Origin of the sequence: Chitinophaga sp. CF118 (assembly GCF_900112615.1) — a bacterium.
Classification (GTDB): domain Bacteria; phylum Bacteroidota; class Bacteroidia; order Chitinophagales; family Chitinophagaceae; genus Chitinophaga.
In genome coordinates this window covers 110,343-135,177 of the sequence record NZ_FOMK01000002.1, presented here as the reverse complement: position 1 = coordinate 135,177, position 24,835 = coordinate 110,343, and the positions used below count along the sequence as shown (strand labels likewise).

The following is a 24,835-nucleotide window of genomic DNA, read 5'->3' as shown; positions in this document are numbered from 1 at the left end:
TTGATATGAAATTATTTAACCCAGGTCTGATCCTTGAAAATGACAGGCTCTTATTAAGACCTTCCCAGCCTGATGATCTGACCGAATTAAGTAAGGTTACAGAGCCCGATATCTGGAAACATATTTCCATAAAAGTAACAAACACAGAACAGCTGAAGTTATTCCTGCAAAATGCAGACGATGAAAAAGCACGGTTTCAAAGAATGCAGTTCACTATTATTGATAAGAAAAGTGGGCAACTCATCGGTAATACCAGTTTCGCAAATATTTCACCGGAAAATAAGAGGGTAGAGATCGGATATACCTGAATGGGAAAAGCCTTCCAGGGGAAAGGACTGAATAAGATCGCTAAATACCTATTGCTGCAATACATCTTCGAAGAAGAAAACTTTGTGCGGGTAGAATTCAGAACCAGAGGGTCAAATCTGCAATCACAAAGAGCATTGGAAAAGATAGGAGCTACCAGAGAAGGGCTCTTTAGAAAATATTTTGTAGAGAATGGTGTTTATCAGGATGTAATCTTCTACAGTATCTTACACACAGAGTGGCCGGATATAAAAAAGACAATCTTTGAATTGAATTAAATTTATACCAGTACTCATAAGAATTAAGCATTACGCTTGTACGAAAATTTTTGCAACCTGTTGTAATGCTTAATAATTACTTATAGGTCCTTCTTTTTAAATACCTTCATTGAAATCATCAATGGAACAGCTACCCATAACAGCATGCAGACAACGCTATATATACTTCCGGTAGCAGACCCCATGAATTTCTTGAATAAGGCTCCTGAATAACCCATCATGACAGCTACATCTAATTGCAATAGAACTAATATCCTGGCCAGGTCAATGGGATTTAAAGATATTAATCCCAATAATGGTTTATCAATCGGATAGTCGCTGAATGAGTAAATAAATGAAAGAAGCAGGCCATCAAATAATATGGCAAAGAATAATGAGGTAATAATTGCGGCACCTATACCTTTCGTCTTATCTTTAAATAATACAAAAATAAGAAGCGCAAGTCCTGTGAAAATCAATGTCAGGAATAACCCACTTATTATTAAAGTAACCGCTGCAGTACTATAACTCATAACAAAGATTGGAACGCCAACCCCCAGCAGGTAAGCAATGCTTAGCGCAAAGGCAATGCCTGCATATTCTGCTAATAACATCGTTTTTCTTCTTATAGGCTGTGCCAGCAATAATTCGATAAATTCTACGGAATTGAAAAAATAGATTGTAGAAAAAAGGATACTGATAATAGGCACAAATAATAAGGTAATATTTAACAGGCTTAAAAGCCCTTTCGACGTGTTGTCGTCCATACTTAATAAGCTTACTGATAATACGGCAAGTATAAATGTATAAACAAGTATGGTTTTATTTCTTAACAAATCAAGCAGCACATATTTAATGATTATTTTCATTCGTCAGGATTTCTGTTAAATAATTATTTTTCATAATTGAGGCAATGACTTTGTTCAGCTTTTCCTCACCGGTAGAATGTTTTAATTCCCCAACCGTCTTATAGAACATCAACTTCCCATCCTGCAGATATACAATATGACTCGTAATGTCATCCAGATCACTGAGTACATGGGAAGTTATAAGAATAAGCTTTCCATTTGCCCTTTCTTTTGCAATCTTATCTTTCAGCATTTCACTGGATAACGGATCAAGCCCTGCCGTTGGCTCATCAAGAATATATATATCGGGAGAGAAAAGAAATGCAAGACTTGCACTCACCTTTTGCCGGGTACCTCCGGATAAACTCCGCATTGTTTTATGCTGGTAATCCGGAATACGAAATCCCTCAATCAATTCTTCATCATAACTAACACAATCTTTTCGAATCTCTTTGAGCATTCTGATTACCTGCCCAATAGTCATATTTTCCGGATAACGACCTATTTGCGGCATGTATCCTATTTTTGACCTGTACTCCCAATGGGTCTTTATCTCACTCCCGTTTATTTTGATTGTTCCGCCTTCAGGAACCACAAGTCCCAGGATGGATTTTATTAGCGTAGTTTTTCCCGAGCCATTAGGTCCTAATAGTGATATAGTTTGCCCACGTTTAAAATCCAGATTAATATCATTTAAAGCCTTAAATTTTCTGTATGATTTGGTAAGGTGCTCTATAGCGATCATAAGTTTAGCTTTTTCATCAAGGGATAATTGTCTTTTAATTTATCAGGTATCATGGTGGGCATTACTTTTTCTACCTGATCGATGATGTCGGTAAGGAAACTATGATATAACACCATCGCCGATGGTATTTTTTCAGTTATTACTGAATATACACTTACCGGGTAATATGGTACATCCCCAATATTATTTTTGTCAAGGTCATAACCATCATATTTATCCCAATAATTGTTATTGAATGTATTTAGCATCATCGTACCATTTGTAGACACATCGAAAGAATTTCCTGTGAAATTATTCTCTAAGAAATTACTTCCGCTACAACTTGCCTGAACACGCAATGCCCATCCATTATTCTGAAATAGGTTATGTTGTACGTCCACACGCGTAGTGCCTTCCATATGAATGCCTATTGTGTTTTTTATAAACCGGTTATGCTCAATCTTACTATCAGTAATCTCTTTCAATAAAAGACCATAAGAAGCGTCACCCCAATTTAACAGGAACTCATTCTCATGCATAATTACACCTTTGGAATACATTACGGCTACTCCTGCACCATTATCCTTAAATGTATTTTGAGTATAAGTATCATTGTGAGAGAACATAAAATGCAATCCATAACGGGCATTGCTGTAAGAAATATTTCCGGTAATGCGTGAATCCGTAACAAATTCAAAATAAATGCCATCACGGTGCCCTGATATCGAATTCCCTTTTATCGTTAGATGGTCAGATTTCCATGCATGGATCCCATTCCCTCCATTTATTTCACCTTTTGCATTTGAATGAATAGTATTATTGAGAATATCACATTGCCCGGCATGTTGGAAATATATACCATAGGTATTATTGATCAATCTGTTATTCCGTATTATTACATGAGTTGCATTTACAATTCTAATACCAGCCATATCTGTAATACTCGCTTTGCCAATATTCTGTATCTGCAGCCCCTGCAGTGTTACAGAATCTCTCATAATAATAAAAGCCTGGTATTTACTTTCAGCATCAATTACCGGAAAATCACTTCCCAATATTATAAGCCTCTTTTGAATAACAATATCATGTTCTCTGTAAAATCCCTTTAGTAATAACAAGGTATCTCCATCTTTTGCAGCTTTTATGGCATTGTGGATACTGTTAGGGCCAGGATTTACTTTTGTAATGGTCGCAAAGCTATCTGCAATCGCAAGTAGTAGAAATGAGCTCAATAATATAATGGCCGGGATACTTTTCATTTATGCAGGTTTTCCCACTTTAGTAATTCAGTATGCAGACTGTCTTTGAGTTGCCCGGTGTTTTCTACGGTGGCAAAGGCTGCATAATTACCATTCATTGGGCTTTTAAAAATTTCGTTATGCAGATATACTGCCCGATATGCGTTTATGAATTGATTCTCCGGATTGTTGTAATCAGATACAAGTATCAGTGCGCCTGTATCCCTGGAAATTTGCCCGGTTGCATATTTCAGTAAACAGCCTATATCATCAAACTTGTAAACTTTCCCCTTGCTGGTTACTATTTCAGCTGCAAACCGTTTATCCATTATTGTCATTTTGCACTGCACACACGCATCATGTCCATAGCTGATTGGCTCAAAGGATTGTTTACAGCCCGGTAAGTAAATAAGACTGATCATAAAAAATATCAAGGCCGACTTCTTCATTTCAATTGCTTTTTCCATTCATAAATTGTTATCGAAACCAATAAAACCCCAACTCCCATGTAAAACCATCCTGCAATATCCGGCTGAGATAATACTTCAAAGTTTAACAACTTCTTATAACCAAATAATGGTGGTTGATATGACATACCTGGTACCTGAATTGGGGCATGTGGGTCAAGGTTATGGCCATAATTGTATTCCCACTTATAAAAGTCATAAAACGAGTATATAGCAATAACCATGAATGTAGACGCCCATATGTAGTAAAATAATTTTCGCTTTAATAACAGCACCACAATACCCAATCCCATAAAGATCAACATGACAGCCGGTAAATAAACAAATTCCGGAAAATCATTTTTATGGATCATTTTCATACCAATATAATGGTTCAGACCATTTATAATATCCACATCACCTTTTACATCATTTAGCCATATTTGCATGGACAATCCCCCTGGATATTGTGGCGCTCTCAAATCAATCCGCCACATTGGGAACAACCATAATGTTGCCAGGAATAGAATAACTATTAAAACACTTATTTTTCCTGGTATAGTTAACTTCTTCATGATCTTAGAAATAGAGTATGCATTCAAAAATAATAAAGCGATCCAAATAGAAAGGGTGCATCAAAAGCATGATGCACCCTGGTATTAAATACTATTTATTTTCGGTAGCATCTGCGATAACTCCTGTACTAAATTTTAGTGGTACACTACTCCCTTTGAGAGATACGCGTAAATACCCGGACATCTCCTGGTGTAAAGCTGAACAGAAATCCGTGCAATAGAATGGATAGATACCTTTTTTCTGAGGCGTAAATTTCATTGTAAGTGTTTCGCCTGGCATAATGAGTAAGTCTGCCGCTGTTGAATTCTTGATGGCAAAACCATGTGGAATATCCCAGTCCTGCTCCAGGTTTGTAACGTGAAAATAAACCTCGTCACCTACATACACACCTTCTATATTATCAGGTGTTAAGTGGGAACGGATCGCAGTCATGTATACATCAACCCTGTTCCCTTGACGAACAACATTTGTTTTCTTCTCACCCATACTTACAAACTCATTTTGATTCTTACTAATATCAAAGTATTTAACCTGCTTATCCTTCAGCATGCTCGCTGGAATTGCCTGAGCATAGTGAGGTTCACCAATAGTCGGATAGTCAAGTATTAATTGCATTTTATCACCTGATATATCGTATAACTGGGCTGATTGGGCCAGCTCCGGACCTGTTGGCAGGAAACGGTCTTTTGTTATCTTATTATACGCTACCAGGTATTTCCCCCATGGCTTTTTTGTATCTCCTCCGGGAATCATTAAGTGACCAACTGAATAGTATGTGGGTACCCTGTCTAATACTTTAAGATCTTTTATGCTCCACTTAACTACTTCCGATGAAAGGAACATAGATGTGTACGCATTACCTTTGCCATCAAATTCTGTATGCAAAGGTCCAAGACCAGGCTTTTGTACCTCTCCGTGTAAAGCAGCTTCATATTTTATAATCGGAATACCATAAAAATCACCTTCAAATTGTTTGTTCTGAATAGCGTTGGTGATCTTGGTATAGGAAAAAACGGGTATTAATGCCGCCAGCTTCCCACTGCCAACAATATACTCTCCTGTTGGATCAATATCGCAGCCATGAGGAGATTTAGGACATGGAATCATGTAAACCATACCCGGACAATCTTTGGGATCTAATAGTAATACTTCTTTTTCTATTACTGAAGTAGCTGTTTGTTTGCTTTCATCAAATGTATTATGGGCGTACTCAGCTGGAATCTTTTTCCCCTTACCGGCTTTGGCATATTCCTCTGCTTTTTTCCAGTTTACCGCTATAATATAGTCCTTGTCTTTTTGTGATGCATTTACTTCAAGTAGGGTATAAGCCTGCTCAGTATTATAACTGGAAAAGAAAAACCAGTCATGTGATGGTCCCTTCCCTGCATGACTCAAATCAAGGTTCATTCCTGGCAATACAATCTGGAAGGCGATGTTCATGTGCCCGGATGTTTTATCAACACTAATGAATGAAGCCGTGCTATGAAAGTTTTTCTTAAATGAACTTATCGCAACATCCTCTTCTCCCATTGGTACAGAAAACCGGGTGCCAGCTACCACATATTCGGTATTCTCTGTAATAAATGGAGAAGAGTGATTACCCGCACTGTTAGGAATCTGTATAATCTCCATCGTTTTAAATGTGGTCAGATCAATTCTTGCCACACGTGGGGTATTGTTTGCATTGGCAAAGAGCCACCGCCCATCCTGTTCTCCATTTGTTTGTGATAGATCAAGATGATGCTGGTCATCCCATGGAACTTCGCCATTCGTGGTGTTCAGCATTGGCTTTGTTTCTTCACTATAACCATAACCATTTTCCGGGAATACTGAAAATACGGGGATAACCTTTAATAGTCTCCCTGAAGGCAACCCATATACCGATACCTGGCCACTAAAACCACCGGATACAAAGTTATAGTACTCATCATATTTACCTGGTGCTACATATGCTTTTTCAGCGGCATCCCCTTTTACGGCAGATTCCGCGCTCTTCATTTTGCAACTTTGCAGAAATGCTATTACAGCAACAGTGCCAAGCGCTAAGGAAATTTGTTTCATAATTATATTGGAAGTATAAGTGAAAATTAATTTTTACCATCATTTTGCCGCATGAATTCCAGCACTTCCCTGGCTTCCTCATCTTTCAAATGCTGATTGGGCATGCGTACCATACATTTTTCAAGCATCGCCTGTGCTGCGGCATCTTTATCAATCATCTCATCTGTATTAGTTATGAAATTCATGATCCATTCAGGTGTCCTTCTGTCTGTGACTTCTTTCCAACCCGGACCAACCAGTTTTTCATTAGTCAGCCTGTGACATGCTCCACACTTTATATCGTACGTGCTTATCCCTGCTGCTATCATTTTCTTGTCTAACGGATGAGTAAGTTTTACATCAGTAAACTTTCCAGTCCCTTTGGAGTCAGCAGCTCCGGCATTCGCTTCCGGTTTTATCATGGAGGAATCAACTGATGATGAAGTGCTGGAAGGTGTTTGCGGACTAGAGCCACAACTGTAAATAAACAAGCAAACAATAACTGTTGCTGCTAATTGAAATTTTTGATTCATGATTGCAGTTTTTATATTAACCTGGTAATTGATGATGTTATAGAAATCATTATAGAGAATCGAACTATTCTCATTAGATAAAGCAGATAAACCTGTTACGACTATCTGAGATCCAGTGATTATTTAGGACAAAAATGTCTTTTATTATCTGAGAATAATCTGTTTACTGGCAGTTGAAGGGATGATATTGGTCATTATTCTGATAACAAAATGAACTAACCTTTGTTTGTTTTTAGAAAAAAATACATGATAAATGCGTAAAACAACGTTACACACCTTTCACATACCAGTTTTGGGATTAGGCTATTCTATTGATACACCTGTAAAAGTGGCCAGGTTTGGGATCTCCTCAGTCGTATCAGTCGTTGAAGATGGACTGATTGAGAAGATGCGGGAATACCACTGCGCGCAGTCTGATGAAGAATATATTGCCATTACGGAAAAAGATGATGATTATCGTGCCCGCAGGATAACTGCTTATCTGGATTTATTAGGACGGATAGTAGACAGGCAAATGAAGGAACTGTTAGTTCAACCTTTTACAAAAGATGCTGATATCGTAAAGTATTTCGAGATGCTGCCTATAGATTCCCCAGTAAGGAAACATTATGAAGTGATGTTGATCAGTAGTGAAAAAGAAACATTGCAGGAACTGCTGAGAAAGGAAATCCGGCCCGGTGCTATTGATGTAAATATTATGTCCAAGATTGACAACCTCACGCATGGCAGCCCTGAGTTCTCAGATGCACTATCAGCATTAAGGGGTATTGCAAACAGTCAGTTACATTCATCCATTGTATTCTCTGCTGGATATAATCCACGGTTATATAATTACATAGAAAACTTCCCATGTTTTTTCCCGGACACAAATGGTGTGCTAAGCAAAAAAGTGATTCTGAAAGTAAGTGATTTCCGCTCCGCTTTAATCCAGGGTAAGCTGCTTGCAAAAAAAGGCATCTGGATCTCTGAATTCAGAATAGAATCCGGTTTAAATTGTGGTGGACATGCTTTCGCAACCGAAGGAATGTTGCTTGGCCCCATCCTGGAAGAATTCAAACAAAAAAGATCTGAACTGGCAACAGAGTTATTTGAACTTTGCAACATCGCTAACATGGTAAAAGGGAACCCTGTTTTCCCACAACAGCCTCCATTAAAGATCACCGTACAGGGGGGAATCGGAACATCCAATGAAGACCTGTTTTTGATGGAATATTATGGGGTGGATGGCACAGGGTGGGGGAGTCCGTTCTTACTTGTACCGGAGGTTACAAATGTAGATGACCACACCTTGCAGCAACTGGCAACCGCAAAAAAAGAAGATTACTTTTTGAGTGCAGCTTCTCCTCTGGGAATACCATTCCAGAATTTCAGAAACAGTACAGCAGAAGAACAACGGAAAGAACGCATTGCCAAAGGAAGACCGGGAAGCCCCTGTTATAAAAAGTTTCTGGCTTCTGATACTGAATTTACAACAACACCGATTTGTACAGCATCGCGTCAGTACCAGGATCTGAAAATAAAACAGCTGAAAGAAAAGAACTTGCCAGAAGCAGAGTTCCAGGTGGAATTTGATCATATTACCAGCAAAGATTGTTTGTGCGAAGGTCTCAGCGTGTCAGTATTTCTGAAAGATAATATTCCGGTGCCGCATAAGATGACTGCGGTTACTATCTGTCCAGGCCCCAATCTGGCTTACTTCTCAGGCGTGTTCTCCCTCCGGGAAATGGTAGATCATATCTATGGGCGGTGGAATGTACTAAATTCATTGCCACGGCCTAATATGTTTGTGAATGAAGCACAGTTGTATATTGACTACCTGAAAAAATTGATCGGGAAGAGTGTAGATACTATGAATGCCAAACAAAGTAAATATCTGAATACCTTCAAAACTAATTTGATAGAAGGTATTGAATATTATAAAGGATTGCTCCCATCCTTTAAAAGGGAAACCATGCAATATATAGAAGTATTAAAACAGCAGTTAAATGCACAGCAGGCGATGCTGTCTGCGCTACAAATCGCTTAGATGTAAATTAACCACAGATTAAAGCGGGTTTCGTTTTTATTGCTCTTCGGGTATATGTCTCCTGATAATATGTTGTTGCTGTTGATCAATAAATACACCTTGTCTGCCGTGATGTTTAGGTGAAGTATAAAAAAGAATAAATCTATAATCTTATTCTAAAGCCCAATTAATAATCTAAACAGGCAGACGCAGTGTATTTATGATCAATAGCAATAAATGACTACGTCTAAAAATAAAGGCCCAATTTTAAAACTGGCGATAATGTAATATTTACATTAAGTCCTAAAATTAAACTCCGAATTAAGCAGAGAATATTAAATTTATGCCTTATTTTATGTGAATATGTACTATTTTACACATAACTCTTTATAAATGAACGAACAGCAGATCAGCGATGGAGAGTTATTGCAATCTGTAAAGAGAGACGATACTACTGCATTTGAAATTTTATATGATCGCTACTGGAAAGCATTGTATCTCAAAGCCTGCCAACGGGTAGATAAGGATGAAGCGAAAGATATTGTTCAGGAAGTCATGATGAGCCTGTGGCGCCGCAGGAAAACTATCACGGTAGATAAAGACGGAGAACTGGGCCGATACCTCTTTACAGCGATTAAATACAGGGTAATTAGCCATTATGCCTTCAATTCTGCAGAAATCAAAAAGATTGAACTGTTCAATGCGCTTGATAACCAAACGGATGCACTCGAAACTAAAGAACTTAAAGCATCAATAGAAGCCGCCGTCAACCGGCTACCCGTCCGTATGCAGCAGATCTTCCGGATGAGCCGGGAAGAAGATTACTCTATTGCAGACATAGCAAGAATTTTAAATATCTCTGAACAAACTGTTAAAAACCAACTTACAGAAGCACTTAAAAGGCTACGTAACTCTTTACAATCCAATACTCCAGGCGAATGGGCATTGGTGCTTCTCTATATATTCTGCGAGGTCCATAAATAGTTGAAAATAAAATTTTTCAACAGACTAGTACCAAATCTCTTTTTCTGAGATAAGCTATTAAACGAGTTCCCTTGGAAGTTAGAAAACTAAAACAACTTTTCAGGCGATATCTGCTTGGTCAGGCCCGGGAAAAAGAATCCGGGATCATTGATCATTGGTATAGTTCCTTTGATGAGGACCCGCCTGTAACACTAAGCAAAGCTGAAGAAGATCGGCTTCGCCTGGAAATGTGGAAGCAGATCCAGCCGCAAATTGTAGTCGCTAAAAGCATCTACCTGTATAGAGCCGCTGCCATTGCCTTCTTACTGGCAGGTGCCGGTCTTACCTTATTCCTGCTGAAGCAACAGTCAGTCCGGCCTGCTTATACGGAAATCACCACCAAAGCTGGTGAAAGGAGAACCTTGCACATGAAAGATGGTTCCACCCTCATCATCAATGCGGGTTCTACAATCCATATAGCAGCAAATTTTACCTCCGAAAGAAGGCTGAACATCATTGATGGGGAAGTATTTTTTGAGGTCAAAAAAGATCCGCGCAAACCATTCATTGTGGAAAGTGGCCCGCTGCTCACTACTGTACTAGGCACCTCATTTAATGTTACCGCCTATAAAGCAATGCATAACCTCAGCGTAGGGGTAGTCAGCGGTAAGGTGAGTGTGAATGCAAACATCTTGATAAAAGATCAGGCGCTGATATATGACAAACAAACCAATACCAGCACTATCAACTCTCTGGATCAAAATACATTGGAATGGCAGAACGGTAAACTGCTGCTCAACGATGCCTCTTTTGATGAAATGGTTATCATGATGCAAAAGAATTTCGGAATTACTATCACCGCCAACCAGCTTCGTGTCAAAACAACAAGGTACACCACGGAACTATCCACAGCTATGGAGCCTCTGAAAGCAGTACAGGTACTGGCTGCCATCCATCAACTGAAAGTAAAAGCCGTTGACCGGCAAATTCTGATTTACGAATAACAAACTGAAATCTTAATCGCGTACAGACCTCTGTGCTAAAATTCCATATCACATACAATACCTGAACTACGTATGAAAAAAATGATCAAAACACTCAGAAACAGAGTGCTGGCCATCGTCTTCATTCTCACAACGGCTTCCCTTATATTACCTGTATATGCAGGGCAGGGGCAGATTTTGAAAGAGACGAATGTTACCATTAACCTGAAAGGCGGTTCTCTTGAATCTGCTATCAGGGAATTACAACAATCTACGAAAGTAACTTTTGCGTACGACAAACAACTGCTCAGCTCTTATCCCATCGGCAACTATTCTTTCTCAAATGAACGCCTTGATAATGTACTGATGCAGTTATTCCAGCATAAACAACTGGGCTTTAAAGAAGTCAATGATATCGTGGTGATCAGCAAAATCATTCCCGCGGAGACTGAACAAACACGGACAGATATCGTGATTTCCGGTACCGTCATTGATGAAAACGGAAAACCACTACCCGGTGTAAGCGTTTCCGTAAGAGGCGTAAGTACAATGACCACCACCGATGGTGGAGGCAAATTCAAACTTGTTGTACAATCTCCGGATGCAGTGCTTGCATTTAGTTTCATCGGGTATGAAACAGTAGAAACCTCTGTTGGTACTAAAACAACTTTTAATATCCAGATGAGAATCGCTAGTAAATCACTCGGTGAAGTTGCCGTAGTAGGTTTTGGTACCCAACGTAAAGTGAGTCTCGTCGGTGCACAGTCTTCTGTTAAAGTAGCAGAATTTAAACAGCCTGCGGCAGATATTTCCACAATGCTGGCCGGACGCATTGCCGGGGTAGTAGGTGTACAACGCTCCGGAGAACCTGGTAAAAGCGCTGCTGATATCTGGATTCGTGGTATCTCTACTTTTGGCGATGGTAATAATTCCCATCCCCTAATTCTTGTAGATGGCGTTGAACGTAGCATTAATAATATCTCTCCGGAAGATATTGAATCATTTACTGTGCTGAAAGATGCGGCTGGTACTGCTGTATACGGTGTGCGTGGTGCAAATGGCGTAATCCTGCTCAAAACAAAAACAGGTAAAGTAGGAAAGCCACAGGTGTATTTCGATTACAATGAAGGGGTGAACACGTTTACCAAAAGGCCCAAAATGCTGGACGGGATCACTTATATGAACCTGGCAAATGAAGCCAATACAACACGTAACCGCGCTCCTCAATATACACAGGAATATATCGAAAATACTAAGAATGGCGTTGACCCGTTGTTGTATCCAAACGTAGACTGGATGGATGCTGTGTTCAACAAATATGGACATACCCGCAGCGCAAACCTGAATGCCAGCGGCGGTGTGGAAAATGCACAGTATTATGTATCACTGGGCTACTTCAATGAAACCGGTTTCCTTAAAACAGATGAACTGGCAAACTATAATTCTTCTCTGAAATATAACCGTTATACATTTACAAGTAACCTCAATCTGAAGCTCACTAAAACGACTAAACTGGATGTAGGTTTGCAGGGATATTTCTCCAATGGAAATTATCCGGGTATTAATACGACAGATATTTTCCAGAGTGCAATGGATGCTGCTCCTGTTGCGTATCCTGTAATGTACCCCGGAGGTATGGTGCCGGGGCAGTCATCTAATGGTGGTTTCAGAAATCCTTATGCGGATCTCACCAGGAGAGGTTATCGTAATGAATTCAAAAACCAGTTATTCTCTAATATCAGGGCTACTCAGGATCTGGGCCTCTTAACCAAAGGCTTGTCAGCAACATTGATGTTTGCTTTTGATACATACAATCAAAACTACATCACCCGTTCAAAAAGAGAGGACACTTATTTTCCTGATCAGACAAACCCTTATAAAGATGATGGTAGCCTGAACCTGATTAAAACCTTCACGGGAAATGACTATCTGGGCTTCGATAAAAATGATGGTGACCGTAAAACTACCCGCAAATTCTACACAGAAGGTGCCCTCAACTACGATAGATCTTTCGGTAAACATAGAGTTGGAGCATTGGGATTATTTTATTCCAGCGACTTATCAAACACACTGGCCAACGATTTCATCAGCTCTATTCCTGAAAGATCATTAGGTGCTGCCGGGAGAGTTATGTACTCCTACGACGATCGCTACTTTACCGAATTTAACTTCGGATATAACGGTTCCGAATTATTCGCTCCTGAAAATCGTTATGGATTCTTCCCTGCTATTGGTTTCGGTTGGGTTGTATCCAATGAGAAATTCTTTGAGCCATTGAAGAAAGCTGTTTCCTTCCTGAAGTTCCGTTATTCAAATGGTAACACCGGACTGGGTAGTGCGAATGAAAGATTTCTGTACATCACAAAACTGAATAATTATAATCAGGCATACTGGTTTGGTAAGAACTTTACACATGTAGACGGGATTAACATAGACAGATACGCTACCAATGTACAATGGTCTTTATCCAACAAACAGGATCTGGGAATGGAATTTCGCACGGCGAATGACCATCTGTCTGTAATCATCGATCTGTTTAAAGAACACCGTACCGGTATTTTCCTGCAAAGAGCTTCAAATGCAGCTTTCATGGGATTACAGAACCAACCATATGCTAACCTCGGAATCGTAGACAATAAAGGAATTGATGCATCAGTAGAATATAATACCACCATAGGTGAAGTAGGTTTGTCCGTACGTGGTAATATCACTTACACAAAAGACAAGCTGATTGAAGATGATCGTCCTCCGCAGAACTACCCATGGATGGAACATCGTGGTAACAATGTACTCGCAATCTATGGATATCAGGCAGACGGATTATTTAAGACTGATGAAGAGATCGCAGCCAGCCCTGTTCCTGGTGCAAAAGCAGCAGTGAAACCAGGTGATATCAAATATAAAGATCTTAATAATGATGGCCTGATCAATAATTATGATGTCACTAAAATAGGACGGGGTGACGTGCCTTCAGTAGTATATGGATTCGGCTTCAATGTGAGCTATAAAGGCTTTAACATCGGCGTATTATTTCAGGGCGTTTCTGATGCTGACCGCATGCTGAAAGGGTCAGCTATCATTCCATTCAATGGTGGTGGTGGAAAAACAAATGCCTACAGTATTGCAACAGACAGATGGACACCAGAGAATCCTAATCAGAATGCATTCTATCCACGTTTAGCATATGGTGAATCAGAGAATATTAATAACACACAGGCTAGTTCATGGTGGGTAAAGGATATGAGTTTCATGCGACTTAAATCAGCGCAGATTGCCTATAACCTGCCATCAGGTTTTCTGAACAGAGTGGGCATCCGTAATTCTTCCATCTATTTACAGGGTATTAACCTGCTTACTTTTAGCAAATTCAAACTGTGGGATCCTGAACTGAATTTCTCTAACAAGGGTGCAATCAACGGATCTACTTATCCAAATGTGAGAACGATTTCTCTTGGAATGAACTTAAGATTTTAATCCACTAAGTAACCGATTATGAAAAAGCTTTTCTATATTTTTCTTACTTTAATAATATTCCCATCCTGTTCCAAATATCTGGATCAGGTGCCTGATGACAGGCTTACTATCGATGAAACCTTTAGAACCTGGGCTACTGCAGAAGAATTCTTTGCGGATGTATACCGCCGTGTACCCGATGAATTCGGACAGCGTAATCCCGGTGGAGATAATTGTGCCGGCCTCTGGACCGGTGGTTCTGATGAAGGAGAATATTTGTGGTCATTTGTAAAGTCCAATGATGTAAACACAGGTAGCTGGGACGCCAGTTCTTCCTTTGTAGGAGATTACTGGAGGAACTATTATCGTGGTATCCGGGCGGCAAGTGTGTTCATGGAAAATGCAGATAAAATCACAGACCTTTCTCCGGATCTTATAAAACGATATAAGGCCGAAGCAAGAGCCCTGAGAGCCATGTACTATTTTTACCTGATCCGTATTTTCGGACCTGTTATTATCCTCGACGAAAAAGCAATTCCAGTAGATGCCAGCATCCAGTTGCCACGTAACTCCTTCGATGAATGTGTTACTTATATAACAACCGAATTGGAAAAAGCAGCACCGGATTTATCAATAAAGACCAATGATCTGGATTATGGACACATTACCCAAGGCGTTGCCTTAGCTTTCAGGGCAAACGCATTGATGTATGCTGCCAGCCCTTTATACAATGGCAATACAGAACAGGTGGATCTTGTTAATAAAGATGGCAAACAACTGATTAGCCAGTCTTTTGATGTAAATAAATGGAAAATAGCAGCAGATGCCTACAAAGCTTATCTGGATAAATTTGTTCCTGGTGTTTATTCCTTGTACAGGAAGAATGATGCAGACGGTAATTTCAGTCCATACCTTTCCTGCCGCGATGTAATGCTGGACGATTGGAACTCTGAAGTGATCTTTGGTCGCCCACGTAATTCAGTAGGTGCTCGTCAATATGAATTGTGTCCCTATCATGGCGGACAAAGTTCTGGCGATGTAAAAGGCAGTGGTGGATTAGGTGCTACTCAAAATATGGTTGATGCTTTCTTTACAGCCAATGGCAGAAATATTGACGATCCGTTATCAGGATATGTTGCTACCGGTTATTCCGACTTCCAGGCGCCGAATGATACACATATCAAGAGCATCTATAATCAATGGGTGAATCGTGAGCCACGCTTTTATGTGAACATTACCTACGATGGAAGTACCTGGCTGAATACCTCCTTTGGAGAGATTATTACCCGTCTGTATAACACAGGTAATTCCGGTAAAAAAACAGGTGGGGGAGACTACTCACCAACTGGTTACATTGTACGTAAAGCAATGGGATTAGGCAAATGGAATATAGATGCCCGTACACTGGTACTCCTGCGCCTGGCAGAAGTTTACCTCAGTTATGCTGAGTGTGTAAATGAAGCAGATCCTGCTAACGCAGATGCACTGAAATACTTAAACCTCATTCGTGAAAGAGCTGGCGTGCCATTGTACGGTTCTGCCGAATTACCCGCTCCAACTGGCCAGTCTGCCATGCGTGAAGCTATCCGTAAAGAACGCCGTGTAGAACTGGCGTTCGAAAACAGTCGCTTCTTCGATGTTCGCAGATGGAAAATTGCAGAACAAACTGAGAATGGTGCTATGCGCGGATTAAATATCGGTGCGGATATGCCAGACTTTCTGAATGTGGTTACTTTTGAAACACGTGTATTCAACAAAAGGCATTATTTCTTCCCGATCCCATCCGATGATGTAAGTAATGATAAGGAAATAGTGCAGAACCCAGGATGGTAATAACTAAAAAGACATTCATCATGAAAAATTTATTCTCTTCCATCGCCACTGCAGCACTGCTGTTTACCACTTCATGTGGTAAAAGCAGCCCTGCAAGCCCGGTCGTAGATCCTCCGGTAGTATTACCTACTGTGTCTTTTACAGCAAAAGATGCAAATGCTGCATTCTATACATTTAATAGTTACTTCTACAGCAAGACTGATAAATTGTATTACGCAACCACTGAGAAAAAGGACATCGGAGCCATCTGGACACAGGCCGTATATTGGGATCTGGTAATGGATATCTATAAGCGTACATCTGATCAGGAACAACTTGCTATGATCAACGATATCTACCAGGGCGGCTATAACCGCTATGATCATTTCGACTGGACTAATAAAACTGTCTGGTTTATTTATGATGACATGATGTGGTGGATCATTTCTCTTGCACGCGCTAACCAAATCACAGGTAATGCTGATTACCTGGCCCATGCGATAGCTGGTTTTCACCATGTATGGGATAACTCATACGATGCTGCCAATGGTGGTATGTGGTGGGATTTTAACCATACCGGCAAGAACTCCTGCATCAATTTCCCGACAGTAATAGCAGCCATGACATTATACAACATTACCAAAGACAAAGCATACCTGGATAAAGCCAAAAGTATATACAGCTGGGGTGTTACTAACCTCTACGATAATACTACAGGCAGAGTGGCAGATAATAATGTCAATGGTAATAAAGGATGGTCTGATTACACGTATAATCTGGGGACCTTCATCGGGGCAGCTGTAATGCTATACAAGGCAACCGGTGAACAGTCTTATCTCGATAATGCAAAGCTGGCGGCAGACTATACACAGAAAACCATGAGTGACAAAGATGGGATCTTACCCGCCGAAGGAGACTGGAATGAACAGGGAGTGCTGAAAGCAATATTTGGTCACTATATCATGACCCTTATCACAGATGCCGGACAACAACAATATCTACCCTGGATCAGGAAAAATATCAATACAGCCTGGGGTAACCGGGATGCTACCCGCGGTATTACATACAGGAACTATAAAATACCCTGTCCATCGGGTATTGTACAATCTTATGAGGCTAGCAGTGCGGTGGAAATGATGCAGGTGTGCCCGCCTGAAAAGTAATCCATATCCTGTTTAATCCATTGAAGAGGGGCTGAGAATTGCTAGGACGATTATATATCGCCATCAGTGACCCGAATGAAAACAGGCTGTATCGCAAAATGATACAGCCTGTTTCTTTATAATAAAAATGATTTGACACTCCACAATTTTCTTCGTTATAGTCTCAAGTTTATGATCTCCTGTTTGTAATTTCAAGTTTATAGTCGGATTGCTGACAATGCGTGATTGTAATTGATCAATAAATACACCTTGTCTGCAGTGATACTTAGGTGAGGTTTAATAAAGATCTAATCTAGAATCTTATTCTAAATCTAAATTAAGATACTAACAGGCAGACGCAGTGTATTTATGATCAATTACAATCTATACCCTAAAACATCCCCCATCATTTTCTCTCAATACCTTACTTTTGCATCTCAATATTTGGCAATGGCATTACTCAAAGACCTCTACTCATTACCATTCTACAACATGTTTGCAGACAGTCTTGTGAAAACTGTTCCTGCATTCAAAAAATCAGCATTCATAAAGAAAATCTTCACAGAAGAATTTGAAAATATGGAACTGAAAGAAAGGATGAGGCATACCGCGAGAGTATTACATACTTTCATGCCCGAAAGTTACCCGGAAACAGTAAAATTATTCACTGTAATTATAAATGGACTAAGAAAGGACGGCTTCCAAAATGGGAGGCTTGAATTCATGTTCTTTCCCGACTACATAGAGGTCTTCGGACTGGAAGACTATAAAAATTCAGTAAAAGCATTTGAGTTCATTACAATATTCATCAGCTGTGAATTCGCAGTAAGGCCTTTCATACTCAAATACGAAAAGCAGATGATTGAGCAGATGAATGCCTGGTCCTTGCATAAAAACGCCAGTGTGAGGCGTTTAGCTAGTGAAGGCAGCAGGCCACGCTTACCCTGGGCAATGGCATTACCGGCCCTTAAAAAAGACCCTGCACCTATTCTACCCATCCTGGACAACCTGAAACAGGATCCTTCAGAATCTGTAAGGAGAAGTGTTGCCAATAGTTTGAATGATATAGCGAAAGATCATCCGGATATTGTCATCCGGATCGCCGGTCAATGGAAAGGTATAAGCAAAGAAGTTGATGCCATTATCAAACATGGCAGTCGTACCCTGTTAAAGCAGGGCCATACAGAAATATTAAAACACTACGACCTTGTAGGCAAACATATAACGTTGACCAGCTTTAAAATTCTCACTCCGAAGGTGAAAATAGGAGAGAGCCTGTCTTTTACTTTTTCTTTTCTGAATAAACATACAAAGGAGCAGACAGTCAGACTGGAATATGCAGTTCATTACAGAAGAGCAAATGGTCAGCTGGCCAGGAAGGTCTTTAAGATCAGCGAACGCATCTATCAACCAGGCGAAAGGGCAGAAGTTCTCCGGAATCAGAGTTTTAAACTTATTACCACCAGGGCGTTCTACCCCGGTCAGCAACAACTATCTGTTATCATCAATGGTGAAGAAAAAAGCATTGATAATTTTATATTGATCGGGTAAAAAAAGTATCATGCTTCCCCGTTTTTTACCACTCGTCCTAAAGAATGGTACATCCATTTGGAAATATTAAATATAACTGATACCTTATTGCCCCTTAATGTAAATATTTATCATGCCAGTAAGTAGACGAACTGCAATTAAACAGGTCTTATTAGTGTCTGCCGGAATAGCATTGCTACCCTCATGCCTGCAAAAAACGCCGGCTTCCGTCAAACTGAAAAATATAGATGTCGACGGTGATGATGAGAAGATGCTGGCCGAACTGACCGCAACTATTATCCCCACCACTACAACGCCCGGTGCGAAAGAAGTATCCGCTCACCTGTTTACGATTACAATGATTGACGATTGTTTTGATAAAGAAAGGCAACAGAAGTGGCTCGGAGGGATGAGAGCATTTGAAGAACTGTGTAAAAAGACGAACGGACATTCTTTTGTAAAATCTACTTCCACAGAAAAAGAAGTATTCCTGAAAATATTGGAAAGGGAAGATCCGGCAAAAGTACCAGCCGCTCATTTCTACCAGGTAACCAAACGCTTAACGATCCAGGCTTACACCAGCTCCGAGTATTATCTCACCAAAGTAGAAGAATACGAATTGGTTCCTGCCCGCTTTCATGGCAGTATTCCCGTTAAAGACTTAAAAAAGAAGACGCTTTAGTATGGCTAACATCAATAATAGTGTACAAGACCGCACCTTCGATGCTATTGTAATTGGATCAGGTATCAGTGGAGGATGGGCAGCAAAAGAATTCACGGAAAAAGGATTAAAAACACTGGTGCTGGAAAGAGGTCGTGATGTTAAACACTTAAAAGATTATCCCACTACAAATATGTATCCCTGGGAATTTCCTCACAGAGGTCAGGTACCGAAGGCTATAAAGGAAGAGAACCCAGTCATCAGCCGTTGTTATGCTTTTAAGGAAGATGCCATGCACTTTTTTGTGAAAGACAAAGAACACCCCTATATTCAAGACAAGCCATTCGATCTGATCCGCGGATATCAGGTAGGTGGTAAATCCCTGATGTGGGCTCGGCAAACCCAGCGATGGAGTAACTTCGATTTCGAAGGTCCCGCAAGAGATGGCTTCGCTGTGGATTGGCCTGTCCGATATGAAGATATTGCACCCTGGTACAGTTATGTAGAGAAATTCGTAGGGATCTCCGGTAATAAAGACAATCTGCCTAATTTGCCTGATGGCGAGTTCCTGCCACCAATGGAACTCACCCATATTGAAAATTATTTTAAGGATTTCGTTGCGGCTAATTATAAAGATCGTCAGGTGATTTACGGACGTTGCGCACATCTGTCAGAGCCTAAACCTATTCATATAGAACAGGGTAGGGTAAAATGTCAGAAAAGAGTATTGTGTCAGCGCGGTTGTCCATTTGGAGGATATTTCAGCAGTAACTCTTCTACATTACCATGGGCAGAGAAAACAGGGAATCTGACACTGCGTCCTTTCTCAGTGGTACATTCCATTATCTATGATGAACAGAAAGGAAAGGCTACAGGAGTAAGAGTCGTAGATACAAATACAAAAGAAATGACTGAGTATTACGCCCGTGTCATTTTTGTAAATGCAGCAGCAGTAAATACCAATCTTATTTTACTAAACTCTGTCTCTCACCGTTTCCCGGCCGGATTAGGAAATGACAGTGGTGTACTGGGTAAATATTTTGCCTTCCATAATTACCGAGGCCATATTTCCGCGCAATATGAAGGCTTCAAAGATTTTACAACAGATGGCCGCCGTCCTACCAGCGCTTATCTTCCCAGGTTCCGCAACGTGGTAAAGCAGGAAACAGATTTCCTTCGTGGATATGCTGCCGGTTTCGATGGAGGCCGTCGCCTGAGGTCAGACAATGAAGGCTTCGGTATCGGACTAAAAAACAAACTCTCAAACGAAGAACTGGGTCCCTGGTTCGTTGGGTCCCATATGATGGGCGAAACCATTCCCAAAGAAAGTAGCCAGCTCACATTGGACAAAAACGGAAAAGACGAATGGGGCATTCCTACCTTGCATATAAATGTTGGTTATGATGATAACGATGAAAAAATGCTGAAAGACTTTTTCGAACAAATGACAGAAATGTACACCAAAGCAGGGTTTACTAACATTAAAACCAACGACTCTAAACAGGCTCCCGGACTGGATATCCATGAAATGGGCGGAGTACGCATGGGACATGACCCTAAAACATCAATGCTAAATAAATGGAATCAGCTGCATGCCTGCAATAATGTTTATGTAACAGATGGTGCCTGTATGACTTCCACCTCTACGCAGAACCCGTCGTTGACGTACATGGCCTTAACAGCAAGAGCTGTAGACCATGCATTTACACAGCTGAAAAAAGGAGAAATCTGAGCCGGCTTCTGTTTTTAAGTAGCTATTTGATCCTTAATACTTTCCAGGTTCAATATTCAAAAGGGAGCAGTGGGAGTATGGCACCGGAGAGAAAGGTTGCAGTTAATTTTCCTGATAATAATCCTCTTGTTACGCCGATGGATATCTTATTAATGGATATGCTGACCTCCTGCAATAAGGAAAATTGATCTGGCTCTAGTAGATAGACTGTCTTTTCAAAATCTCTGATTTTGAAGACAATTATACACTCCATAGCTATGATTAGCTCACCAGTCTTCTTCGACCGGATCTTTACTGATGTAGTCAAGAGAAGCAGGCGTTTCTTAGCATTTAACTTTTGCTCCTGTTCCACATCATAATCTAATATATGGCTGGGAGCAATTGAAATATTAACCGATGGCTGAACTTCAAAATGTGTAATGTCAGCCGCGATTATCTGATAGGGGGATTCTATCTCTGTCATTTTTTTATTAATATAACGTAAGGTTTAAATACTTGTCATACGCATACCACTTTTTTGTTGAGCAAGCTGATGCAGATCATTTTTGCTGATAGGAATTGCTTTGGATGAAACGGTCAACTTAAAAGGAGATACAGGCGTTTCTTCTACATTAAGTAACTGGATATCCAGGATGTGTTGTATAGAAATTAATGTATCCATAGTGAAGTTATGAGTGCCACTCAACCATTTGGAAATGATGGACACTTGTTTATTCATACCTTCGGCTAACTGGGTTTGTGTCCAGCCCTTACGTTGAAGTGCAGCATAGATTTTTGCTGCCATCTTCATCTTGTAATCTGTTTCTTCCTGTTGCTCAGGAGTAATCTGGGCAAACATCTCATTTATCAAATCACTCTTGTAAGAGTCTCCAAAATCTTCAATTTTTTTCATCTTACTCATAATTTTATCTTTAAAATAAAGGTTTCACTCAGTTAAATAATAAGAGCTTCTTCTTTTGCTCTTAAAAATAAAGGCCTCCTCAATTAAATAATAAGAGCTTCCTCTTTTGCTCTTAAACAATAAAGGTCTCTTCAATTAAATAATAAGAGCTTCCTCTTTTGCTCTTAAACAATAAAGGTCTCTTCATTTTATCCTTAAACAATAAAAATTTCCTCAGAATATATACGATAAATAGTATCAACTCCGCGCAATTTACACCCTTGACAGATGAAGATCTCCTTCTAACTTTAAACCCAATGATGAAATACACAAATCACCAGTCTTTAATTTCGCCCTGATAATTCCCGATATATGCATCATAGAATGAACCTCCTTAGTTAGTAAAGCATCTTGCTGCCACGTTCGTGTATTCTTTGGCCCGCCACCTCCGATAATAACAATCTTATCACTGAGACGAATACAATATAAACGAAGGTGTTTTTTAGGTACATCATACAATGCACATACTAAATCATCAGCGTTTAGCCCTTCATCCTGCTTAAAGAAGTTAATATTACAACCTGTAATATTGCCTATAGATTTTAAGCGACGGTGTATATCTAATACTTCCGCCAGGTTATCTTTTTTATGATTGTTGATGAAGCGATCAAAGTGCATAAAAGCTTCATTACCGTGTCCCTGTTCTAAGATCGAATATATCGTTGCTTTGGAACCGGAAAAATTTTCTAGGGTAACTAGTTTGGATTTCATTTCCCTTCCCATAAAATTACACATTTTTACTTAAAAGTGAAATTATTTTTTCACTTCCTATAAACTATTGAAGTTTTGGTTAACAATAAGTATAATATACGTTATTATAATTTAGACTATGTTTTGAGGTTTGTAATAGTGTCACAATGTAAGCAAATAACATATTTCTTCAAAAAACAGGTAATAAAAAAGCGGGAATATTACAGTCTGTAATATTCCCGCTTAAAATAAGGATATAAATTCTACTCGTTTATCCTGAAAGATTCACTTGCTCCTGCCACATCTTTCGTACAGGTCATCGCCTTTGTTCCATTCTCGCTTGAAACGAACTTACCATTATTTCCTTTAAATGAAACGGAACCATCCGCGTTTCTGATCCACTCGAACTGTTCCCATGCGCCAATAGCAGTACGGTTGCAATTCATCGCCTGAGTACCATTCTCAGAGCATACATATTTATCGCTGTTGATCAGTGCTATCTTGCCATTCCCTGCATCCACTACTTTAAACTGCTCCCATCCGCCAACGGCTGTACGGTTACAATTCATCGCCTGTGTGCCATTCTCAGAGCACACATACAACCCATTGGATTTAATAGTAATTGTTTGTCCGATAGGGACAGTCCCGGTATTATTTCCTATAACTGGTTGGGTAGGACGAACAGATGTTAGTGCAATTTCTCCTTTCAGCATCTTGCCTCCATCTCCGGTAAGGCGCAGGTAATAATCTGCTGAGCAGACAACACCATCTTCATCTAATGTAAGAAAGGAAGATCCTGCAGGTATCATAGCCGCATTTTCGGCCGTCTTTGCAATCTGGTTACCTTCATTATACTCATCAAACATAGAAATATAAATCCCCTGACAACCCAGTCTGATCATATTGTAAAACTGTCTCCACATAAAATCTCCGTGTGCACGCTGACGTTCCTGCAGATCACCCGGTAATACACATGGTTGATAATCGATGCCGTTGGCATTACAATAAGCCTGATCCGGTGTATTCACATTGGTGTAGAAATTATCAGCATCACCGATGTTGCCGATCCTACCTACCATCCAGGGAGAAATCATATTCAATGCCTTATAGGTATTGAGGAAATTTGGCCTTGAATCGCTGTTTTGTTCGCGCCAGTGTGTAGGGATACCTCCTATTACATAACACCCTTGGTTTTTAAACCAGTTGATTACCTCCAGGCATACAGCTGCAGACCAGGGATGATTATCATCATTAAAACCAAACCCCCAGATACATACCACTGGTTTGCCATTCTGTTTTGCATACGCTGATGACGAAGTATATGCAGACATTTTATTGGTCCAGTCGGTCTTCAGTTCTGATTGCATATTTGTCCATCCACTCACATCATACATGATGTAAAACTTGCGGCCATAGGTCTCTGCCGCAGTTTTTACTTTCGCAGTGATTGCATCACGCACGGGACCTTCCTGTCCGTTTGGATTAAAACGCTGTAAAGCGGCTGCATCGATGCCATTCTGTTGCATCCACTGAAAATGTGTATTCACTGTCTGATCAGTAAAAGACGAGAACAATTTTGCTGGCTGGCCATTACCAAGATTAGCCCAGGCAGTGGCAAAAGTAGAAGTATAATCCCTTACATCTGGCCAGGATTTTATACCATTGTTCGTGGCAGAAGGAGCTTGTCCCCAGTTCTGTGTATAGTGCCACCATGCATTAATAGGAGAGCCATCTCCGGTGCAGGCAAACCAGCCCTGGTAGCCAACCGTAACTTTTCCCACAACATCGCCTACAGGAGATGACTGGATGTTCAGTGCCAGATCTTTCTCTTGCATTAGTTTGTCAGGAAGATTCTTTTTGGTACAACTAACGGCTAAAATGCTCATAGCCGCAAATAAAAAACTACTTGTTTTTTTCATTTTGCTTTAAATGTTTATGATGAGGAAAAGGTAGACA

General features: G+C 40.1%; 20 protein-coding genes and 1 pseudogene. 10 read left to right on the top strand and 11 right to left on the bottom strand.

Features of this window, described 5'->3' with window-relative positions; genetic code table 11:
- Positions 1-5 precede the first annotated feature (5 nt).
- Positions 6-584 (top strand): annotated as a pseudogene (locus BM176_RS32880) (GNAT family N-acetyltransferase).
- Between the two features lie 80 nt (positions 585-664).
- Here BM176_RS32880 and BM176_RS08850 read toward each other — a convergent pair.
- The 7 genes from BM176_RS08850 to BM176_RS08815 form a co-directional block, all read right to left on the bottom strand.
- Entirely contained in the window at positions 665-1,432 is a 768-nt protein-coding gene (locus BM176_RS08850; protein WP_090101966.1) for an ABC transporter permease subunit, read from the bottom strand.
- Positions 1,416-2,156, bottom strand: a complete 741-nt coding sequence (locus BM176_RS08845; protein ID WP_090101965.1) for an ABC transporter ATP-binding protein — start codon at positions 2,154-2,156, stop codon at positions 1,416-1,418. Before BM176_RS08845 ends, BM176_RS08850 begins: the two co-directional genes overlap by 17 nt.
- Complete coding sequence (nosD, locus tag BM176_RS08840; RefSeq protein ID WP_090101963.1) at positions 2,153-3,394, bottom strand: nitrous oxide reductase family maturation protein NosD; 1,242 nt, start codon at positions 3,392-3,394, stop codon at positions 2,153-2,155. Before nosD ends, BM176_RS08845 begins: the two co-directional genes overlap by 4 nt.
- The gene (locus BM176_RS08835; protein ID WP_255373498.1) at positions 3,391-3,795 is read right to left on the bottom strand and encodes a nitrous oxide reductase accessory protein NosL; all 405 of its coding nucleotides are present in this window, start codon (positions 3,793-3,795) and stop codon (positions 3,391-3,393) included. The genes nosD and BM176_RS08835 overlap by 4 nt, the downstream gene beginning before the upstream one ends.
- A 23-nt stretch (positions 3,796-3,818) precedes the next feature.
- Positions 3,819-4,394, bottom strand: a complete 576-nt coding sequence (locus tag BM176_RS08830; RefSeq protein ID WP_143097757.1) for a hypothetical protein — start codon at positions 4,392-4,394, stop codon at positions 3,819-3,821.
- Positions 4,395-4,485: 91 nt separating this feature from the next.
- Positions 4,486-6,456, bottom strand: coding sequence for a Sec-dependent nitrous-oxide reductase (gene nosZ / locus BM176_RS08820; RefSeq protein ID WP_090101955.1), 1,971 nt, complete (start codon positions 6,454-6,456; stop codon positions 4,486-4,488).
- 26 nt (positions 6,457-6,482) lie between these two features.
- Positions 6,483-6,968: a c-type cytochrome gene (locus tag BM176_RS08815; protein ID WP_090101953.1), complete on the bottom strand. Its 486-nt coding sequence runs from the start codon at positions 6,966-6,968 to the stop codon at positions 6,483-6,485.
- A gap of 253 nt (positions 6,969-7,221) precedes the next feature.
- Here BM176_RS08815 and BM176_RS08810 point away from each other — a divergent pair, with 253 nt between their 5' ends.
- From BM176_RS08810 to BM176_RS08770, 9 genes are all read left to right on the top strand, one after another.
- On the top strand, positions 7,222-8,994 hold the full coding sequence (locus BM176_RS08810; RefSeq protein WP_090101943.1) for a hypothetical protein: 1,773 nt from the start codon (positions 7,222-7,224) through the stop codon (positions 8,992-8,994).
- A 372-nt stretch (positions 8,995-9,366) separates the two neighbouring features.
- A complete protein-coding gene (locus BM176_RS08805; RefSeq protein WP_090101941.1) occupies positions 9,367-9,957 on the top strand; it encodes an RNA polymerase sigma factor in 591 nt (196 codons plus the stop codon).
- A 71-nt stretch (positions 9,958-10,028) separates the two neighbouring features.
- On the top strand, positions 10,029-10,940 hold the full coding sequence (locus BM176_RS08800; protein WP_090101939.1) for a FecR family protein: 912 nt from the start codon (positions 10,029-10,031) through the stop codon (positions 10,938-10,940).
- A gap of 72 nt (positions 10,941-11,012) precedes the next feature.
- Positions 11,013-14,393: a SusC/RagA family TonB-linked outer membrane protein gene (locus BM176_RS08795; RefSeq protein ID WP_255373477.1), complete on the top strand. Its 3,381-nt coding sequence runs from the start codon at positions 11,013-11,015 to the stop codon at positions 14,391-14,393.
- A gap of 18 nt (positions 14,394-14,411) precedes the next feature.
- Positions 14,412-16,205, top strand: coding sequence for a RagB/SusD family nutrient uptake outer membrane protein (locus tag BM176_RS08790; RefSeq protein ID WP_090101935.1), 1,794 nt, complete (start codon positions 14,412-14,414; stop codon positions 16,203-16,205).
- Between the two features lie 20 nt (positions 16,206-16,225).
- On the top strand, positions 16,226-17,347 hold the full coding sequence (locus BM176_RS08785) for a glycoside hydrolase family 76 protein (RefSeq protein ID WP_090103322.1): 1,122 nt from the start codon (positions 16,226-16,228) through the stop codon (positions 17,345-17,347).
- Between the two features lie 429 nt (positions 17,348-17,776).
- On the top strand, positions 17,777-18,877 hold the full coding sequence (locus tag BM176_RS08780) for a DNA alkylation repair protein (RefSeq protein ID WP_090101933.1): 1,101 nt from the start codon (positions 17,777-17,779) through the stop codon (positions 18,875-18,877).
- A 112-nt stretch (positions 18,878-18,989) separates the two neighbouring features.
- The gene (locus tag BM176_RS08775; protein WP_090101931.1) at positions 18,990-19,538 is read left to right on the top strand and encodes a gluconate 2-dehydrogenase subunit 3 family protein; all 549 of its coding nucleotides are present in this window, start codon (positions 18,990-18,992) and stop codon (positions 19,536-19,538) included.
- 1 nt (position 19,539) lies between these two features.
- Positions 19,540-21,249: a GMC oxidoreductase gene (locus BM176_RS08770; protein WP_090101929.1), complete on the top strand. Its 1,710-nt coding sequence runs from the start codon at positions 19,540-19,542 to the stop codon at positions 21,247-21,249.
- A gap of 49 nt (positions 21,250-21,298) precedes the next feature.
- Here BM176_RS08770 and BM176_RS08765 read toward each other — a convergent pair whose 3' ends face one another.
- The 4 genes from BM176_RS08765 to BM176_RS08750 form a co-directional block, all read right to left on the bottom strand.
- Positions 21,299-21,712: a hypothetical protein gene (locus BM176_RS08765; RefSeq protein WP_090101927.1), complete on the bottom strand. Its 414-nt coding sequence runs from the start codon at positions 21,710-21,712 to the stop codon at positions 21,299-21,301.
- Positions 21,713-21,736: 24 nt separating this feature from the next.
- A complete protein-coding gene (locus BM176_RS08760; protein ID WP_218162171.1) occupies positions 21,737-22,141 on the bottom strand; it encodes a helix-turn-helix domain-containing protein in 405 nt (134 codons plus the stop codon).
- A gap of 261 nt (positions 22,142-22,402) precedes the next feature.
- Positions 22,403-22,912 carry a hypothetical protein gene (locus tag BM176_RS08755; protein ID WP_090101924.1) on the bottom strand — a complete coding sequence of 170 codons (510 nt, stop codon included), beginning with the start codon at positions 22,910-22,912 and terminating at the stop codon, positions 22,403-22,405.
- Positions 22,913-23,142: 230 nt separating this feature from the next.
- Entirely contained in the window at positions 23,143-24,798 is a 1,656-nt protein-coding gene (locus tag BM176_RS08750) for a lectin (RefSeq protein ID WP_090101922.1), read from the bottom strand.
- Between the last annotated feature and the right edge of the window lie 37 nt (positions 24,799-24,835).

Excerpts from the sequence above, each read along its gene's own strand:
- BM176_RS08850 (WP_090101966.1), bottom strand. The coding sequence starts at position 1,432 with ATGAAAATAATCATTAAATATGTGCTGCTTGATTTGTTAAGAAATAAA.
- BM176_RS08845 (WP_090101965.1), bottom strand. The coding sequence starts at position 2,156 with ATGATCGCTATAGAGCACCTTACCAAATCATACAGAAAATTTAAGGCT.
- nosD (WP_090101963.1), bottom strand. The coding sequence starts at position 3,394 with ATGAAAAGTATCCCGGCCATTATATTATTGAGCTCATTTCTACTACTT.
- BM176_RS08835 (WP_255373498.1), bottom strand. The coding sequence starts at position 3,795 with ATGATCAGTCTTATTTACTTACCGGGCTGTAAACAATCCTTTGAGCCA.
- BM176_RS08830 (WP_143097757.1), bottom strand. The coding sequence starts at position 4,394 with ATGAAGAAGTTAACTATACCAGGAAAAATAAGTGTTTTAATAGTTATT.
- nosZ (WP_090101955.1), bottom strand. The coding sequence starts at position 6,456 with ATGAAACAAATTTCCTTAGCGCTTGGCACTGTTGCTGTAATAGCATTT.
- BM176_RS08815 (WP_090101953.1), bottom strand. The coding sequence starts at position 6,968 with ATGAATCAAAAATTTCAATTAGCAGCAACAGTTATTGTTTGCTTGTTT.
- BM176_RS08810 (WP_090101943.1), top strand. The coding sequence starts at position 7,222 with ATGCGTAAAACAACGTTACACACCTTTCACATACCAGTTTTGGGATTA.
- BM176_RS08805 (WP_090101941.1), top strand. The coding sequence starts at position 9,367 with ATGAACGAACAGCAGATCAGCGATGGAGAGTTATTGCAATCTGTAAAG.
- BM176_RS08795 (WP_255373477.1), top strand. The coding sequence starts at position 11,013 with ATGAAAAAAATGATCAAAACACTCAGAAACAGAGTGCTGGCCATCGTC.
- BM176_RS08790 (WP_090101935.1), top strand. The coding sequence starts at position 14,412 with ATGAAAAAGCTTTTCTATATTTTTCTTACTTTAATAATATTCCCATCC.
- BM176_RS08785 (WP_090103322.1), top strand. The coding sequence starts at position 16,226 with ATGAAAAATTTATTCTCTTCCATCGCCACTGCAGCACTGCTGTTTACC.
- BM176_RS08780 (WP_090101933.1), top strand. The coding sequence starts at position 17,777 with ATGGCATTACTCAAAGACCTCTACTCATTACCATTCTACAACATGTTT.
- BM176_RS08775 (WP_090101931.1), top strand. The coding sequence starts at position 18,990 with ATGCCAGTAAGTAGACGAACTGCAATTAAACAGGTCTTATTAGTGTCT.
- BM176_RS08770 (WP_090101929.1), top strand. The coding sequence starts at position 19,540 with ATGGCTAACATCAATAATAGTGTACAAGACCGCACCTTCGATGCTATT.
- BM176_RS08765 (WP_090101927.1), bottom strand. The coding sequence starts at position 21,712 with ATGACAGAGATAGAATCCCCCTATCAGATAATCGCGGCTGACATTACA.
- BM176_RS08760 (WP_218162171.1), bottom strand. The coding sequence starts at position 22,141 with ATGAAAAAAATTGAAGATTTTGGAGACTCTTACAAGAGTGATTTGATA.
- BM176_RS08755 (WP_090101924.1), bottom strand. The coding sequence starts at position 22,912 with ATGGGAAGGGAAATGAAATCCAAACTAGTTACCCTAGAAAATTTTTCC.
- BM176_RS08750 (WP_090101922.1), bottom strand. The coding sequence starts at position 24,798 with ATGAAAAAAACAAGTAGTTTTTTATTTGCGGCTATGAGCATTTTAGCC.